Source organism: Sphingobacterium litopenaei, from assembly GCF_014692495.1.
Taxonomy (GTDB): Bacteria; Bacteroidota; Bacteroidia; order Sphingobacteriales; family Sphingobacteriaceae; genus Sphingobacterium; species Sphingobacterium litopenaei.
Window position 1 is genome coordinate 1 of sequence record NZ_JACOIJ010000005.1, and the last position, 17,916, is coordinate 17,916.

The window sequence follows — 17,916 nt, forward strand, 5'->3', positions numbered from 1 at the left end:
AATTCTTTTTCATATTGTTTGGTGTATTTGTTGTTCTTGAATTTGACACCATCAGAAGTAATAGCAAAGTCTTTTAAACCTAAATCTATTCCACAAAAAGCACCAGTCTTTTCTTTTACTTGATATTGTTCTTCTGATAGTATTCGTGAGTATATTCTCAATCAGGGTTAGTCGCTTACATCCCACAGGATAAAGACCTGTGGGTTTTACGCTCCGTTTTATAAAACTTTAACATTCGCTTCTCCCAATTCGTATCTTTAATCTTATTTAGGAAAATTCTATATCCAGAATTCACTTCTAGAAGTTTTTCAATTTTATGAATATCATTTGGTATATGAACTGCTTTACCCTCCTTGTCATCCAAATGAAATGCATGTTCTTGAGCAATCCTTTCATCGGTATAGGCCGAGATTAAAAACCCTTTGCCATTGTCAATAGAGGGCCATTGGAACCTTTGCAGAACATAATCCTTATACCCCCGCTCCACCAAATCCTGAAAAAGCTGAATATTAACCTACTCAAAAGGTATATACATCATAATATCCTAATTTACAAAACTTTATATATATTATAAGCATATCCAATATTAGTGTGAATCTACTGGAGAACCAGCTATCATACATAAAGGATTTAAAAAATAGACTAATAGGATTGTCTTAAAAGCAAAAGACACGCCCTTGGATGCTGTACTGATTGGTAGCGTGGCGTGTACTGTTAGTTCAAGGTAAATCTTTTGTTAATCATTACAAAGATTATTAAGAAATATTTATTTAGTTTTTTGCATAGCATAGCATTCTATCGGAAGTTATCTGCTAATATTTTTAATTAAAAATGAATACCAGGGTAGGGAGCCCTGGTATCATTATAAAACAATATTACCAATTATTGCTGTAGAGAATTAAATTTATTATTTAAAAAATGAAAGGGTCTTATTTTTCGCTTTTAGCTATTTTGAATTTCCTTCCTTATTAATATGTTATTATGTATATGAAGGATCATCAATTAGACATAAAATATGACCAAACGGATCGCGAACCCGAGCAATCATTACTTGACCACCTAAAACAAAAGGTTTTTGTACTACATTAGCTCCCATTGAAATTAGCCGATTAAATATTGTTGATATATCCTTTACGCCTACATATGCCATGTTGGTCCGCGGTTTTTCTAAAACCTCATCTTTTTCAGGGTAAAGCGCCAACTCATATCCCCCCAATGTAAAACAGGTATAATCTGGCTCCGTAATATATGCAGGAGAATTAAAAGCTACTTCAAACCATTTGACTGCTTCCTTAAATTCTCGATCGTCATTTGTTTTAATTCTTAGCTTGATCATAATTCATCAAGATTTAATACTAACCATCAATACACCATATATCCAGAAGGACAACAAATGGTTAATTTGTAAATACAATTACCATGCTATTAACAATCTTGTTGATTCATAAAATCCAAAACAAAAACCATAAGGTAATTCGTTTTAGTAATACTCATTACATATCTCAATAAATATTTAACTTATTAAATAATGGGACCATTATTAGTATTTAAACGCACACCTAAATTTTAAAATGATCCCAAATTAATTCCGCAATAATATTTATTTAGAACTAGCTATATTTAAATTTTTTTAACGTATTTTAGGTGTTGTCTTCTACCTAACATATATTTTAGTATTCATTTTTAAATATTGATCAAAGTTAAAACAGCATTTTTAATAAACCGGTGACATATTTATCTATTTATGAATTTTACTAACAAAACTTTCAAAGACTTTGAAAATATCCCAGAAATGGATATTAATGAGCGTTCAGAAATTTTTACGGAATACTTATCATATGTAAAATACGATGATCAACAAACCTATAGGGTAATTGCGACAAGTGGTTGCAATTCGAAAATTAAATTAAAAAGTCAATTTGGCGATGAATTTATTAGTTATGTTTCGAATGACTATTTAGGATTTACTCAGCATCCACAAGTAAAAAAAGCTGCCATAGAAGGCATATTAAAATATGGTACAGGAGCCGGCGCATCACCTTTAATCGGCGGTTTTTTTGATTATCATAACCTTTTGGAAGAAAAAATTGCTAGTTTCTTTGGCTATAGTAGTGATTCATCAGTAATATTTACCACAGGATATACGGCTAATAGCGCTTCACTTCAAGCTTTATTACAAAAAGAAGATGTAGCAATATTAGATAGTGGTGTACATACCTCTGTTCACGAAGGTTGCATCTTAACAAATAAAAAAACATTTCCGCATAATAACATTGAAGCACTAGAGAGAATTCTTCAACAATACCAAAATAAATTTAGAACAAAAATGGTAGTGGTTGATGGAATTTATTCTCAAGATGGCGATACGGCACCATTAAAAGAAATTTTAACCTTATGTCGTAAATATGGGGCATACTTAATGGTTGACGATGCACACGGAATAGGCGTAACGGGCAATACAGGAAGAGGAGTATTGGAACGAGATAATATTATAAAAGAGGTTGATTTTATAACGGGAACCTTTAGTAAATCATTTGGTAATATTGGAGGTTTTGTAATCTGCAGCCCTAAAAACGCTAAATTTCTAAAGTTTCAGTCTAAACAACAAATTTTTTCAGCGACAGCTGGAGCATCTACTTTAGGCATAGTAAAGGCTATAGAATTAATAGATCAGGAACCACAATGGTTAAAAAACCTTCAAGAAAATATTCGTTATTTTAATAATGGTCTTAAGAAGATTGGTATTGAGCTTGGAGAAAGAGAGTCTGCTATATTTCCTATAAAAATTGGTGATGACATAAAGACATTATATATCAGTAAAGAACTAATGAAAAAAGGTATATACACTAACCCAATTCTATATCCAGCGGTATCACGAGGAGATTCTCGTATTCGAATGAGCTTATCTGCTGTACATACTAAACAAGAAATGGATTATACTTTAAGTACGCTTTCAGAATTAATTTAAAATGAAAACTATATGCGAAAAATTGTTGATGGGGAGGTTCGTAATAAAGAACGAACAAAAGAAAAGCTTATTGAAGCTGTCGGAGAAATTCTAGTATCCGAAGGTTATACTAAGTTAGGAATAAACAATATCGCAAGAAAAGCTTTGGTAGATAAAAAGCTTATCTATCGTTATTTTGGAAGTCTCGATGAACTCTTAGCACAATATTTTCGTAAAAGGGATTTTTGGACCCAGCTCAGCGAAGGAACCTTTGAGAATATTGATTTATCTTTCCAAGATCATGGTAAACACCTTGCATCAGAATTTTTGATTCATCTATTTGATAATCTTTATAATCTCGAGGAGGCAAGAAAAATATTAACTTGGGAAATATCTGAAAAAAGCGATCATTTAAAGAGGCTCAGTTTTGAAAGGGAACTTTTAGGGAAAGATATGTTTGCACAAACGGATGAATATTTTAAAAATAGTCATATCAACCTGAGAGCCTGCTATGCTATTCTTCTTTCAGGAGTATACTATCTTACACTTCATGCCAAATCCACTGGAGGAGATTTTTGTGAAATAAATATCAATACTCCAGATGGTCAAAAGGAAATAAAAAAAGCGCTTTTCGACATTATTGAATTGATTTTCAATACATCAAACAAAAAGTAACTTAGAGATAATAGTATAAAAGCTATTATCTCTTATCCACATACATATATAACCAATCCTAAACTCTAGAATATGCCTCTTGATCAAAATAAAATACACAGCCCTTATGATTCCTTAAGATAGTGGAAGGCCATTCTGTAGACAATTCACCTTTTAATGTTTGCTCTACAGCAAGTGACTTATGCATCCCTACGACCACACAAAATAAATATTTAGCTGAAAGCAAGGTCGGGATAGTAAGTGTAATGGCGGTTTTTGGCACATCTTCAATTCTACCAAAACAACCATCTATAACTTGCTGTTCCCTACAAGAAAAATCTAACTCTACTTCTTTTACTAAAACAGGATCATTAAAATCTGCAACAGGAGGATCATTAAAAGCTAAATGACCATTCTGGCCAATACCCAAGCATACAATATCAATGGGTTCGGCATTAATTAAATAAGAGATCCTTTCAATTTCCTTCTCAACACCTCGTGAAGGATCAATGAGATTTACTTCTTTGAAAGGAACCTTTGTAAATAATCTTTCATTCAAGAAAGAGGAAAATAATTCAGGAGACTCCTGATCGAGCCCTATATATTCATCCATATTAAATGCAACCACCTTTGACCAATCTATTTTATTGGAGTTCCTTAAATACTCCAACATATAATCCTGAGATGGTGCCGCTGCAAAAATAATCCGGATATCATCCTTATCTTTTTGCAATTCAACAATTTTTTCTTCTATATCTTTCCCTGCCTCATACCCAGCAAGTTTACTCGTTTGAAATACCTTAATATTATCTTCTACAATAAACATAATAAACCCCTATTCAAAGCTTCGCTTTGATTTCTATATAATAAAATTCATTTAATTTTTTAACCTTCGAACTTCACGCTATCAATAACGATTTCTTGTTCTTGCAACGTTTTAGGCATCTGTCCTCTAAATAACCATAGGTTGATTTTCAATCGTTCTTCTTTATCCATAGGGATATCTTCACCTGTATATTCCCATTTATGTAAAACATTCGTCCTGCCTTGTTTATAATATTCACTATGAAAAGATATTTTGTCCTTTTGCCAATTGAAACTATGTGTGGTAGGCCCTAAATCCCTTGGTATATCAAACCTTACTTTGTTTCCATTTTTATCCGAAGGCTGTACAGCAAACTGTGCATTCATATTATTATTAACGGACCATTTGGAAAATTCAATATCTATTTCTTCCGTATTGGTCAGATAAGTAAATAACCCTGCTACGACATTATCATCTAATTTGGAAACATCTGAGTTAATGAAAAACGTATACTTTCCATAACTCAGAGTATTTCTTAATGTTATACCAGAACAATACCATTGACCTCCCTTCTGTGTAATTTTCAGGTGTAACTTTCCCTGATTATCCACCCAAACATTTTCCTGAGAATCGGAAAATAAATTGGGTCCTGGCCCCTCTTTAGCCGATTTAGTTTTCCGTACAATCCAATCGTAGCCTGAAAATTTAATTATTCTCTCCGAGGGAGTAATAACTTGATTTTCTTCTGGAGTACTCCTCTTGTCACAATTGGTGAATAAGAGGAGTAGCAATACAGAAAGTGTTGTGTTTAATAAACTCATAAAACCCTTAGTTAGCAACAATTTTTAAGATTATATTCTCTAGAATTGCTCCCGCTCTATCTCTTGCCGTCAGTACAACATTATTTGTTCCTGTAGCATTGCCATCATGAATGAACACGATATTATTCAAATCAATATCCAACTGCGAGAATCTACTTCCTTGTTTCAAAACTTCTGCTCCTTTGACCAACCATCCAAAACTTGGCAGTTCTTCAATCGTATAAATTATATCAGCAGCTGTCGCTCCAGAAACGAGCAAATTCGCTTGATCCAATACTATGACTTCTCCTTTTGCCATGCTGATGTCCTTAACGTGCTCTAATTCTAGTTTGGAATTACCAGAAGCAAGCGTAGCTATAATCATTGGAGGAGCTAAAGTTGGATGTTCTTTCGAGGCAATTTCATCCGTTTCATCCGACCTATATTGTCCATCCAACATAAAAGAAACTAAAGAAGGTGGGTTTGCTGACTTGTAATAATCCGTAATATCGAAATTGAACTTAGTGGCTTTACTACTTTTTAATGTGGCAATTCGAGGTGTATTAGGAAATACAGCATTGTTAAATTTTAAAGACGATTCCGTCCAATCTGTGCTTGGTGTAACGTAAAGGTCAAAGTCCACCCCCTTACCATGTGAAAAGGATACAGAAAGTTGCATCTGCATATCTGTTACAACACCTTCTTTTTTGAAATCACTGAAATCAAACATTAAGAAACCTTTCCTATCATAATCCCCGTCGTTTGTTACATTCTTAATTTTAATCAATGTATTTGTTCCAAAATTCACTCCAGATTCTGCTCCTCCATTTACGTATGTATCATGTTTGGCAAAGATGGTATCTTGGACCAAGTCTGGATTTGGTAAATTCGTATCACCCGTTGGGGCTGAATAGTAAACAATATTGTTGACTACATGAATTACGCCATTATTTGCCACCAAATTTGATGTTCTAATTTGCCATTGGATTTTGGTTTTTTCATTTATTAATCCCACGAAAGTACTCGTGTGTGAAAGAAACATTTGCTGACCATTTTTAGTAGGATACGCTATCGGACGATTGCTGGCAAATAAATCAGGATCATTAAAATTCACTACATCCTCTACAATATGGTATTTCAATACATTTCTTAGAATTGGAAGTGGAATATCGCGTAGGCTTGCGTATTTATTTTCTTTAAGGTAAGTTCTGAAAGCTGCATTATTTGGAACAATAAATGTTAAGCCATCTTCAGTGTCGTATATCGAACTTAAGCCCGCAATTTCAATAGCTTCTTTCATCAAAGAAAGAGAATCTGTGGTGGAAATAAACTCTAATGTCGTCTGATTTAATTTTGAGTTATCCGGCGATGGTGTATATTCAAAATTGTCTTGTATTTCACAGCTTACCAAAAATCCTAAACTTGTTATCGATAATAACATTAGAAATCGATATGTTTTTATGATCTGTATCATAATAGTTCGTTTTATTAGGGTTGATAAAAATTATTTGTAAAACTCATTTTGCTCAAGATTCGGATTTCTGAGAATGGTGGTTTCAAAAATTGGCCACACTATATTTCTTTCATCCGATAATCCATTAATAGGTTTCATCGTAGGTATAGCCAGCCCTGTACGAACAAGGTCAAACCAACGATGTCCTTCGAAACTTAATTCTATAGAACGTTCATGCAAAATTGCACCTATTAAAGAGCCATATAGATTGTTTGCAGAGGATGCATCCATTATTTCCAAACCTGCACGACGACGTATCTGATTCAATAAAGTAAGGGCATCGTCATTCTGATTTAAATTGGCATGAGCTTCTGCTTTTAACAAAATAATATCCGATAATCTTGTTAATACAATATTATTGGACGAAGGGTCAGCACTTTCGTCATTGAAACCTTCGCCAAAAAATTTCCAAATTTTACGGGGCTGAGCTTGAGTTACATCATAAATTTTTTCTTTGCGCAGATCACCCTCTTCTATTGAAGCAATAAAGTTCGCGCTTGGCACATAATCACTATCTGAACCTAAAGCATAAAGTACGCGCAGCGCATTGGTCTGAGTTTCATTATATCCCACCTCAAAAATACTTTCTGCGGAACGACCCATAGTGAAAATATTATTCCAATCGCTGATAGACACCAAGGAATGCCTATTGCCTGTGATAATTTTATCAGCAGTTTCAATAGCTTTATCATATCTTTTTTGCCACATATACAGATGCGTTAGAAATGCTTGAGCTGCAGATTTGGTGAAAAGGACTTTATCCCTGTCCCCCGTATAATTATCAGCGCAATTTTCAGCAGCAAAAAGTAAATCTTCTTCTACTTGCTTTAACACATCGGCTGAGGGTGTTCTGGCAACGAAAATATCCTGTTCAACACTTTCATAAGGCTCAGTAATAAGTGGCACATCGCCCCAAATACGAGTTAAATAAAAGTATGCTAACCCACGTAAGCCTCTCGCCTGCCCCAAAAGCTGGTTTCGCAATGGACTATCCTCTGTTTGAAAAACAGTAGGAGTGTATTTTATAGCGTAATTAGCTCTGGAAATCAATGTATAGAAGTTGTCCCATTTGGCAGAATTAATTATCGGTGTTAGCGCATTTTGTTGCAAAGCGAAAGGATCACCAGAATGCCTTGTGGTCACATTGTCCGCCCTACCCTCTCCCCAATACGCAAAATTCAAACGCATGGTTGATTGCAAACTGTTATATATTCCGTTTACACCCGCTTGTGCATCACTAGCTTTCTTATAGAAACCTTGCCCCGAGAAGCTACTAATAGGATCTTTATCTAACAGAGATTCCGAACAACCATAGCTTAAAACACTAATTAACGCAGCGCCTAATATAGATTTTATAGTAATTTTCATAATTGTCAATTTTAAAGTCCTACAGATAAACCAAACATGAATGAACGATTCTGTGGGTAAGATCCTTCATCAACACCTACACGAAGACCTGAATAAGAATTCACATCTGGATCATATCCTGTATACTTTGTCCAGGTAATAAGATTAGTTGCTGTTACGAACATATCCAGTTTTCTCAACCCTATCTTATTTATCCATTGAGAATTAAACGTATAGCGAAGATTGACATTTTTAAGTTTCAGGTATGAGCCATCTTCCACCCATCTACTTTGCACTCTGCTGTCAGACTGCTTAGGATCGTTACGAATTAACCTAGGGAAATTTGTCACATCACCCTGCTCACGCCATCTGTTTAGTGCATCAGTAGAGAGGTTGTTATAACTTACTATAGAATTACGCTGGTGATTAAGTTCACTATAAATCTCATTTCCATATGAATATTGTAAGAACACATTTAATGAGAAATTTTTATACGAGAAGTCATTCGAAAATCCTCCAAAAAATTTAGGTTCAGCATAACCAATAATTTCTCGGTCATCCTGATTGATGATATTATCTCCATTCACATCTTTCCAAATAGGGTCTCCACCAACATATTTAGGTCCGTTTGCTCCATTAATCACGTTATTTACATTATCCTCATCACGGGCATACACACCTTGGAATCTCCATCCATAGAATACACCAATAGGCAAGCCTTCTTGCAAAATGTGATATGTTCCATTTTGAATAAATCCATTGGTCAACAATTCATTTGGAAGAGAAGTAACTTTATTACGATTAAAACTGATATTAAAATTAGAATTCCATTTAAAGGCATTCACTAAGTTTCGAGTCTGAAGACCAACTTCTAAACCTTTATTTTCTATGTTTCCAATATTTTGTGTTATAAACTCAAAACCTGTAGTATTAGGTATTGGAACATTATACAAAAGATCTCTTGTTTTCTTTAGGTAATAATCCGTAGTCAGGAGAATTCTATTATTCACAAATCCCAACTCCAATCCTAAGTTATATTGGGTAGTAGTTTCCCAAGTTAAGCTTGCATTAGGCATTACGGTAGGTGCAGCACCTGAAAAATCCAGGTAATTTGTACCTAATGTAAATTCACCTTGAGAAGTATAATCTCCAATAGCCTCATTACCTGTACTACCAACACTAAATCTTAACTTACCGTCACTAAGCCATCCCAATGATTTAATTCCCTCCTCCTCAACAAATCTCCAGCCCACTGAAGCTGACGGGAAGTATCCAAAACGCTTTTCTCTACCAAAACGTGAAGATCCATCAGAACGCATATTTAACTCCAACATGTATTTGCTCATGTAATTATACGTCAAACGGCCAAAATAGGACAACATAGCGTGTTCTGATCCGATATTCACCCCTTGATTGGAAATGACAGATGCAGCATTTAATGTTCTAATATCATCACTTGGAAAATACATACCATCTAAGCCTGTACGGTCATATCTCCAATTTTGGAAACTCATACCCAATACAGCACCGAAATTGTGCACATCATTCACAGATTTGTTATAAGTGAAATAACTCTCATTTCCCCACGTTAGGTTTGTTGTGCTACGAGTAGCTCCCGTATTATAACCTTCTCTATAGTCCAATATTGATGGCATAAACTCATCTTCTTTCATCGCGATGTAGTCTATGTTAAAATTAGTACGGAATTTAAGATCTTTAACAATATCTACCTCTGCATACTGACTTCCTATCAACCTGTTACTTTTTCCAAGATTTGTCGCATACAAGGCCATACCCACAGGATTTCTTTGACCAATCATATATCCATTTATAGACCCATCTGGTAAATACATAGACATATTAGGCGGTCTAACCAGCATACTTCTAATGATACTTAAGTTGCCAGTACCTGCCGCATTAATTCTATTATTGACCCCATTGGTATAGGAAGCACTTTGACCCACACGGATTCTATCTGAGAGTTTGAAATCAGTATTAATTCTAGATGTAAATCTTTTAAAATTAGAGTTTATAACTATCCCATCTTGATCAAGATAAGAAGAACTCCAAGCGAATCTATTCGATTCATTTCCTCCACGAACAGAAAAATCAACCTTATTTTCTCGAGCTGTTCTCATTAACTCATCTTGCCAGTTCACATCACCATTGTTCATTGGACTTAGTGAATCAATCAGCGTGTAATATGGTTCTTCAGGCACAGCAAGAGCACCATAAGATTCAAGCACAGCTTCTCTATATTGACGAGCATTCAAGACACTTAAAAAGCGTGTTATAGAACTTACACCTGTAGTTGCATTTACCTGAATTTCCGGTTTCCCCTCTGCACCTCTTTTTGTGGTAATTAAAACAACACCATTAGCTGCTCTTGAACCATATATTGCTGTAGATGCTGCATCTTTTAAAATTTCAATTGAAGCAATATCATTTGGGTTTATATCAGCAAGAGGATTAAGTCCAAAATTCTGCGTTCCATTTAAAGAACTAACAGAACCTGATTCAATTGGAATACCATCGACCACAAACAAAGGATTGTTACCAGAATTCAAGGATGAATTACCTCTCACACGGATAGTCATCTCACCCCCAGGAGCACCAGAGTTAGAAGTTACTTGAACCCCGGCAGCACGCCCCTGTAAAATAGAAATTGGATCTTGCAAAGAGGTTTTTTCAATCTCCTGAGATCCAACAGACACTATCGAGCCGGTTACATTTCGTCTTTTTTGAGTTCCATAACCGACCACTACGGTTTCCTCTATGGTATTTAGCTCAGAGGAAAGACGAATGATATATTCGTTTTGGTTGGAGACTTTAAAAGAATACTCCGAATAACCTACGGATGATACATTAATCGTATTTCCTATTACAACATCATTTAAAACAAATTGTCCATTCTGATCGGTAGAACTTGCTTTTGCTGTCTCAGCAACTTTTACACTTACCCCAGCAATAGGTAAAGAGGTTGACGCGTCTAATACTTTACCTTTAATACTTTTCTGTTGCGCGAACGCTCCAGAATTCAGGCAAACAAAAGAAAAAATAATTAACGATATTATTTTCGCTAGACAAGAATTAAAAATTCTAGGTAGGTAGTTAGTAGTTAAAACCATAATTCTGATTTTAAGTTTATAATAAATTAGTTTACAACACTAAGATAGATATTATTTTTTATTGTGCAAACATTTGCACAATAAAAAATACTTATATAGTTATATAATTAACAATACCATATAAAACTAATGCAATTGTTTGCACAATTATTATTCATACAATATTTTTTGATTCCCTATATTTTTAATTTATCTTAGCTTAGATAAACTTTTAAATGAAAAAATCAGACTCCAGACGTTTAACAATTAAAGATTTAGCCAAAGAGCTAAACCTTTCATCTTCGACTATCTCGAGAGTTCTCTCTAACAACCCTCGCATTAGTGAGGCAACCAAGAAATTAGTCAATGACAAAGTCAAAGAGTTAGGTTTTTCATTAGATCCCATTGCTTCCAGCTTTAGAAGCAAGAAGACTAAATCCATCGGTGTTGTAGCTCCAAGAATTGATGTAGATTTTCACTCGAAAGTAATTAGTGGAATAGAAGATTATGCCTCTGAATTAGGCTATCAAATCACTATTTTTCAGTCCAAAGATTCTTATATAAAAGAAAAAGAAATCCTAAAACTTCTAGAGACGTCACTCGCAGCTGGAATTATTATTTGTCCTTCCCTTGAAACACAAAAAGTGGATCACCTTAAGAAAGTAATAAAATCCAACATCCCTCTCGTCCTATACGATAGACCTATTGAGAATCTAGATACAAATATTGTATGTATCAATGATTATCAAGCATCATACGATGCAACTAAGCACCTAATAAATACAGGATGCAAAAGAATTGCTCATATATCTGGAAATCTAAATGTAAATATCTTCAATAAAAGATTTGAAGGATATAAAGCGGCATTGGTAGATAATGATTTGGAATTTGAAGATGCATTATTATACCAAACGCATAATTTATCCTATCAAGAAGGATTAGTTGCTGCTGAGAAGCTTTCAAAATTGAAAAATCCTATTGACGGAATAGTATGCGCCAATGATTATACCGCATCAGCAGCGGTCCAGTTATTTAAAAAATTGAATATTTCAATCCCTGAAAATATTTCTATTATAGGATTTAGTAATTATCCGATTTCAACCATTATTGAGCCTAATATATCCACCATTGATGACAATGCATACTATATGGGAAATATTGCAGCTAAAATCTTAATTCAACAAATCGAAGATAAGTTTCAGAAAAAAATAGACCACCAAGAAATACTTGTCAAAACAGATCTTATCATAAGAGATAGTACAAAAAAAGTAAAAAAATAAATGCTCCTTTTCTTTAAGGTGCATTTATAATAGACTTTATTTTTTCCAGCTCTTAATATTATATCCGTAAAAAGCGTAAAAGATAAGATAAATATAGCAAGGAACAAGTACCCAATAGGCAAACCGCAATCCTTCTGTATCGGCAAAATAACCATATATCATAGGCATTATGGCATTGCCACATAATGCCATGACCAACAAAGATGCGCCTACTTTTAGAAATTTACCTAAATTATTTAATGCTAATGGCCATACGCCGGCCCATATCATGGAATTGGCGAACCCCAGAGCGACTAAAAACCACACGGAAACATCCGTATGATGACCTAAAAGACTAACATGACCTGATACATATATTACGCCCAACGACAATATAAATCCTAAACAAGTACAAATTCGTAAAGCTAATAATTGGCTTAAGACTTTTGGGATAAATGTTATCCCCAGCAAATACCCTAGTATGGTTGCTGTTAGCGTATAGGAGGGAAATGATTTGGCTTCTAAAAAGTTCAAACCATGATATTGGGCATAATTAATAACACTGTCCACGGCAATAACCTGAGAACCAACATGAAAAAATATAGCGACACTTCCTAAAACCAAATAGGGAAAGGATAACACAGACTTTTTTGAACTATTACTACTACTGTTCTCGTCGGTTTCTTTCTCGCTATCTATTTCTGGTAATGGTGAATATTTTACAAGCAATCCTAGCGCTACAAGAATAAAGCCTATAACCATATAAGGCACAACAACCCTACCTACCAATTCATCCAAAGCAGCCTCTTTTTGTGCTATAGGAAGCAAGGATAAATTTTCAAAAAAGCTTTTGTCTTCAGGTTTTAGTATGATGGCTGCAAATAATAATGGCGCAATAATTCCAGCAACCTTATTACTAATTCCCATTATACTAAAACGCTGAGCAGCACGCTCCTTGTCGCCCAGAATCGTGACATAGGGATTGGCGGCAGTTTGCAAAATGGACAATCCCACGCCCAGTGTAAATAATCCCGTGAGAAACACCTCATAGATACGGTAGGCCCCAGCGGGAATAAAAAGAAATGCACCAATAGCCATCATAAAAAAGCCCAGCATCATCCCCCCCTTAAAACCGAAATATTTTAAGATATATCCCGAAGGTACCGCCATGACCAAATAGGCAATGTAAAAAGCAAAAGCTACTAAATAAGAAGCGAAATGGCTTAAATCAAATGCTATTTTGAAATAGGGAATTAAAATAGCATTTACCCAGGTAACAAACCCAAAAACAAAGAAAAGCACAGCGATTATTATCACTGATATCACCTTTTGCTGAGAGGTTAACTGATCTACACTTATAGGATTATGGATACTTTTCTTCATAACTTTTAATTAGGATGCGTGTAATAGGCAGGCAAACTTCCTTCACCATTATCGTTTAACACTCTAAAGACCATATTTTTGTTTGGTCTAATAGGTCCTGTGTACTTTTTACTATTTAAAGTCGGCATACTACCATCTTCAGTAAAATAAATTTTGAATCCTGGCAAATCTGTATTGGCATGCAACATCTCATCCACCAATGCCACACCTGGGGTTGGAATTCGATATTTATACCCCTGCTTATAATATTGAAGCCTTTTAAGCTCCTGATTACCCACAATGCCAAAAAACTCATTTAAATCTTTATGGTAAGCTTTTTCATAAGAATCCCCGTCCAAATTTTCCCACTCCCGAGCAGGTGCCCAAGCTTTTTCCACAAAAGAAAGCAATCGCGGGAATATCATTTTTTCCATCTGCTCTTCACTTTTTATAGTTTCCGACCAGAGCAAAGCCTGAATCCCTACAATATTTTTTTCCCCTTCTGGAGTAAGTTTTTCATGATTCTCTAATGTGTTATTAGGAAGTTTGCGCCCTAGCCAGTCCATTTGCTGGTTTTTCAAATAATTGTAAGGAATAAAACTAAAAGGTTTTTCCATGTCAATAAATCCTCCCCAATAAAATCCCTGTTCCTTGAAATTTTTTTGATAGGACATGTCCATATAGAAATTGCTCACAAAAGATAATTTGACCTTATAGCCTAAATTCGCCAACTTGTAGGCTAAATCTTCATTCCCCGTTAGATTATTCCAAACATTTAAATGAATATTTTTATTCGTTAATCCTTTATCAGCAAACCATTTTTTCCTACCTGTTTCTGTCACGCCTCTTTTCATGCCGACCTCTTCCCAGCCCGACAAATACAAACCTCGGGCATCTAATATTTCATATAATTTATTAAAATGACGAAACCATAAATCTTCAACACTTTTGATATTCGGGTCTTCATTTTTTAATTTTTTAAAGGCAGGAGAACCTTCCCAAACACCATTAGGAACTTCATCTCCTCCGAAATGAATGGTGTGCAAGGGCACATTTACCGATTTATAAATTCCAATGATATCATCGGTAATCTGTTCCAAAAAATTATATACTGAACTTAAAGAGACATCCATGACATTATCATTCCATTTCTGTACACTGGAATATTTAGAGGTATCTCCTACTGAATAAAGCAAGTATTTTTCAGCTTCACTACGATCTTTATCTTTCAATCTCTCATATCTATATTGCATAGCTTTCACCGCAGCTCGTGCATGACCCGGAGTTTCTATCTCTGGTATGACCTGAACATGTCTTGCATTAGCATACAATAAGATATCTTTAAAATCTTGTATAGAATAATATCCCGTACCTCTATTTTTAGCCAAAGGTCCTGACCCATAAGAGGGAGGAAGTGACGAAGAAGAAATAAATGCATGCGAACGCACCGAAGAAACGGAAGTAAGTTCCGGAAAAGATGGCAATTCTAACCTCCAGCCTTCATCATCATTAAGGTGAAAATGCAGGGTATTTATTTTATAAAAGGAAAGAATATCTATTAGTTTAAGAATCTGCTTCTTGGACTGAAAATTTCTAGCGACATCAATCATAAAACCTCTGCTCGAAAATCTCGGTTCATCGTACACTTCAACGCAAGGAATATATATTACGTCTTTTTTGCTCGACTTATAATCTTCGGCTTTTATTAAGGATTTAATAGACTGAATAGCATAAAAAGCTCCTTTTCCGCTTCTTGAAGTCACGACAATTGAATCTTTAGTCACCAAAAGTTTATAAGCTTCCTCTTTTAAGGTTTTATCTAGTTTAAATTTGATTACATCTTTTGACCTCGGCTTTTTGTGGATAGAAAAATTAATATGGAAAAGTTCTCCCATTTCATTGATGAAATAATCTATTTCATTTGTAAATAATCCTCCTCCTTGTATCAGCGTAGTACCAGATAAGGCAAAATAACCATCTACTGACACGAACTTGGATGGAGTGGGAAATATTTTTCCAGGCTGTACACTATGAGAATCCACATATCTTTTATTCTTCTCAAAGATCAAATCAGGGGTCATTTCTACGTCGTTCGCTACCCTATAAAATCTCTTTTTATCTACAGGCTCCAGCCTTTCCACCTCTCCTAACGGGGTAATTTTTCCATTATCCCAGGCTATATAAAATCCCTGAGGGGAATCATTAAAATTCACGATCCATGATTTAGAAACTATTTGCAGGTCTAATTCTTCGCCTGGAGCTAATGGCTTAAAAGAATCATTGGGCGTCAGTACAAACAAGTCTCCGTTGATGTGTTGTATATCAAAAACAGGATTAGAGTTCTTGGGCTCAAAAATTCGAATAAAATTGAAATATAACTTCCATCCGCTCTTATCAAGAACCGTTTTGCCCTCATTCTTAAATACAATTCGGGATAAAGCCTCTTCCTTTCCATTGTAATTATTTTCCAAAGGTTGCCAAGAAACTTTAATGCTAACATCCGAAGCACTTTGTGAAAACCCCCAAGAGGTCATAATTAACAAAAACACAACAATATATGCTAATATCTTCATAAATAATCTACTTTGAATTTTTACTTAACCTATCATACATCAGTTTAATCTTATTGTTGCGCAATTCGTTTTCCTGTCTTATTTCAGCAGGGAAAAGATAGTTTTTGTGCAATCTATTAAACTCCTTATTTTTATTTGAATTTTCCAACTGTTTTAACTGCTTTAGTATATGCGGAATTTCATCAGAATTGAAGTCTTTTGAATTAAGCCGCTCCTCTATAGTCATATATACTAGATAGTCATATCTGATCTCGGACATTAAAACATAATGCGCATATTCTTCCTTATTGTTTTTTGGCTTCAAACTCTTCAAATTATTTACCACCCACAAAGCGCTATCTGCCATTATTTTAATCGCAGGTCCACCAGCACTGACTACACCTTGATTTATTTCATAAGGATTTGCTTTAAGAGCATTCCAAAATAGTTGAGATTCAGAATCATTAAAACCATAACGCTGATAAGCATATTGCTGGACAAACTTTTCTATTTCTAAAGCTTCAGGTCTCTTTAGTGCTTCAAAATAGGCTTCCATAAGCATATTAAAGCCATTCAAAGGATATACTCGACGTATTGGATATAACTCAACCAAATCCTTTGGACTCTCCCAGACACTCGAATAAAGACCAGATGTAGACCATGAAGTCATTATGATTCCTTTATAATTGAACTCCTTAGCTAGAGGTATGAAATCTCTAATATTTTTAAAGTGTTTTTCCCATTGGGTGACAAAATAATTATCTGGATGACTACGAATAGATGGTGCACCCCAAATTTCAAAACCAGAATTCAACAGATTGCTATGTTTTCCAAACATATTAATGTCCCACCCATAATTCCAATCAATGAATACAGTTTGCTTTGGCAAGCCTTCCAAGGCATCTGGATATTTCATGGCAATATCAGCCCAAATCACAGGTCGTTTACCTAGAGAAACTACCAATTCACATAATAATTTTATATAATCACCATACAAGCGTCCTTTTCCAACTTCAGCTACTTTCTTTTGAGATTCTTTAGAGTGCCCCAACAGGTATGTCTCATCACCTCCAATATGAATGTATTCAGATTTGTGGGTCGATATTAAATCCGAATATAAATCCCTAAAAAGCTCTTTTGCCAACTCCTCCTTTAAAGGATTAATCTGAGAAAAATCTTTTTGATCTTCTCTGAGCTCTTTGTACTTATAGTGTCTTAGAATGTATTCTACGTGACCAAAACTTTGCTGCAGCGGTATTACATCAATGCCCAAATTCTCACAATACGCGATAAAATCTACAACCTGCTCACGTGTATAAGCATATTGATTGGGAATCAATGGATGTTTTTCAAAAGGATACGTTGCTTCCCATTCCATTACTAAGGTATTGATCCCTCCTTGATGGAGTTGTGTGGCCAACTTTTTTAAAGCATCAATCTGCATGGCTTGAACTCTCAGGTCCAAATGAAAGCCTTGAATGGGAAATTTTTTCTCTTGACCTACCGAAGGCTTACAAGAGAGTACATAAAAAAGAAGAATTATATAAGGAAATAGTTTTTTCATAATAGG

The 17,916-nt window shown here is 34.8% G+C and carries 12 protein-coding genes; 3 read left to right on the top strand and 9 right to left on the bottom strand.

Annotation, left to right across the window (positions count from 1 at the left end; translation table 11 throughout):
* Window positions 1-979: 979 nt before the first annotated feature.
* On the bottom strand, window positions 980-1,336 hold the full coding sequence (locus H8B04_RS04050) for a VOC family protein (protein WP_190301526.1): 357 nt from the start codon (window positions 1,334-1,336) through the stop codon (window positions 980-982).
* A gap of 408 nt (window positions 1,337-1,744) precedes the next feature.
* Here H8B04_RS04050 and H8B04_RS04055 point away from each other — a divergent pair, with 408 nt between their 5' ends.
* Complete coding sequence (locus H8B04_RS04055; protein ID WP_165292299.1) at window positions 1,745-2,968, top strand: aminotransferase class I/II-fold pyridoxal phosphate-dependent enzyme; 1,224 nt, start codon at window positions 1,745-1,747, stop codon at window positions 2,966-2,968.
* A 12-nt stretch (window positions 2,969-2,980) separates the two neighbouring features.
* Window positions 2,981-3,622 carry a TetR/AcrR family transcriptional regulator gene (locus H8B04_RS04060; RefSeq protein ID WP_165292300.1) on the top strand — a complete coding sequence of 214 codons (642 nt, stop codon included), beginning with the start codon at window positions 2,981-2,983 and terminating at the stop codon, window positions 3,620-3,622.
* A 58-nt stretch (window positions 3,623-3,680) separates the two neighbouring features.
* Here H8B04_RS04060 and H8B04_RS04065 read toward each other — a convergent pair whose 3' ends face one another.
* Genes H8B04_RS04065 through H8B04_RS04085 form a run of 5 tightly spaced genes read right to left on the bottom strand, consistent with a single transcriptional unit; the run spans window position 3,681 to window position 11,194 of the window.
* Complete coding sequence (locus H8B04_RS04065; RefSeq protein ID WP_165292301.1) at window positions 3,681-4,427, bottom strand: 6-phosphogluconolactonase; 747 nt, start codon at window positions 4,425-4,427, stop codon at window positions 3,681-3,683.
* Window positions 4,428-4,486: 59 nt separating this feature from the next.
* The gene (locus tag H8B04_RS04070; RefSeq protein ID WP_165292302.1) at window positions 4,487-5,227 is read right to left on the bottom strand and encodes a glycoside hydrolase family 16 protein; all 741 of its coding nucleotides are present in this window, start codon (window positions 5,225-5,227) and stop codon (window positions 4,487-4,489) included.
* 7 nt (window positions 5,228-5,234) lie between these two features.
* Entirely contained in the window at window positions 5,235-6,680 is a 1,446-nt protein-coding gene (locus H8B04_RS04075) for a CBM96 family carbohydrate-binding protein (RefSeq protein WP_165292303.1), read from the bottom strand.
* 30 nt (window positions 6,681-6,710) lie between these two features.
* Window positions 6,711-8,087 carry a RagB/SusD family nutrient uptake outer membrane protein gene (locus H8B04_RS04080; protein WP_165292304.1) on the bottom strand — a complete coding sequence of 459 codons (1,377 nt, stop codon included), beginning with the start codon at window positions 8,085-8,087 and terminating at the stop codon, window positions 6,711-6,713.
* Window positions 8,088-8,098: 11 nt separating this feature from the next.
* Window positions 8,099-11,194 (bottom strand): SusC/RagA family TonB-linked outer membrane protein, encoded by a 3,096-nt coding sequence (locus tag H8B04_RS04085; protein ID WP_190301527.1) that lies wholly within the window; start codon window positions 11,192-11,194, stop codon window positions 8,099-8,101.
* A gap of 215 nt (window positions 11,195-11,409) precedes the next feature.
* On the opposite strand from H8B04_RS04085, the gene H8B04_RS04090 reads away from it, so the two are divergent.
* Window positions 11,410-12,453 carry a LacI family DNA-binding transcriptional regulator gene (locus H8B04_RS04090; protein WP_190301528.1) on the top strand — a complete coding sequence of 348 codons (1,044 nt, stop codon included), beginning with the start codon at window positions 11,410-11,412 and terminating at the stop codon, window positions 12,451-12,453.
* 36 nt (window positions 12,454-12,489) lie between these two features.
* On the opposite strand, the gene H8B04_RS04095 is transcribed toward H8B04_RS04090, so the two are convergent.
* Genes H8B04_RS04095 through H8B04_RS04105 form a run of 3 tightly spaced genes read right to left on the bottom strand, consistent with a single transcriptional unit; the run spans window position 12,490 to window position 17,910 of the window.
* Entirely contained in the window at window positions 12,490-13,815 is a 1,326-nt protein-coding gene (locus H8B04_RS04095) for a sugar MFS transporter (protein WP_165291300.1), read from the bottom strand.
* 5 nt (window positions 13,816-13,820) lie between these two features.
* Complete coding sequence (locus tag H8B04_RS04100; protein ID WP_190301529.1) at window positions 13,821-16,367, bottom strand: family 20 glycosylhydrolase; 2,547 nt, start codon at window positions 16,365-16,367, stop codon at window positions 13,821-13,823.
* Window positions 16,368-16,374: 7 nt separating this feature from the next.
* Window positions 16,375-17,910: a family 20 glycosylhydrolase gene (locus H8B04_RS04105; protein WP_190301530.1), complete on the bottom strand. Its 1,536-nt coding sequence runs from the start codon at window positions 17,908-17,910 to the stop codon at window positions 16,375-16,377.
* Between the last annotated feature and the right edge of the window lie 6 nt (window positions 17,911-17,916).

Excerpts from the sequence above, each read along its gene's own strand:
- H8B04_RS04060 (WP_165292300.1), top strand. The coding sequence starts at position 2,981 with ATGCGAAAAATTGTTGATGGGGAGGTTCGTAATAAAGAACGAACAAAA.
- H8B04_RS04050 (WP_190301526.1), bottom strand. The coding sequence starts at position 1,336 with ATGATCAAGCTAAGAATTAAAACAAATGACGATCGAGAATTTAAGGAA.
- H8B04_RS04085 (WP_190301527.1), bottom strand. The coding sequence starts at position 11,194 with ATGGTTTTAACTACTAACTACCTACCTAGAATTTTTAATTCTTGTCTA.
- H8B04_RS04105 (WP_190301530.1), bottom strand. The coding sequence starts at position 17,910 with ATGAAAAAACTATTTCCTTATATAATTCTTCTTTTTTATGTACTCTCT.
- H8B04_RS04065 (WP_165292301.1), bottom strand. The coding sequence starts at position 4,427 with ATGTTTATTGTAGAAGATAATATTAAGGTATTTCAAACGAGTAAACTT.
- H8B04_RS04070 (WP_165292302.1), bottom strand. The coding sequence starts at position 5,227 with ATGAGTTTATTAAACACAACACTTTCTGTATTGCTACTCCTCTTATTC.
- H8B04_RS04100 (WP_190301529.1), bottom strand. The coding sequence starts at position 16,367 with ATGAAGATATTAGCATATATTGTTGTGTTTTTGTTAATTATGACCTCT.
- H8B04_RS04055 (WP_165292299.1), top strand. The coding sequence starts at position 1,745 with ATGAATTTTACTAACAAAACTTTCAAAGACTTTGAAAATATCCCAGAA.
- H8B04_RS04075 (WP_165292303.1), bottom strand. The coding sequence starts at position 6,680 with ATGATACAGATCATAAAAACATATCGATTTCTAATGTTATTATCGATA.
- H8B04_RS04090 (WP_190301528.1), top strand. The coding sequence starts at position 11,410 with ATGAAAAAATCAGACTCCAGACGTTTAACAATTAAAGATTTAGCCAAA.
- H8B04_RS04080 (WP_165292304.1), bottom strand. The coding sequence starts at position 8,087 with ATGAAAATTACTATAAAATCTATATTAGGCGCTGCGTTAATTAGTGTT.
- H8B04_RS04095 (WP_165291300.1), bottom strand. The coding sequence starts at position 13,815 with ATGAAGAAAAGTATCCATAATCCTATAAGTGTAGATCAGTTAACCTCT.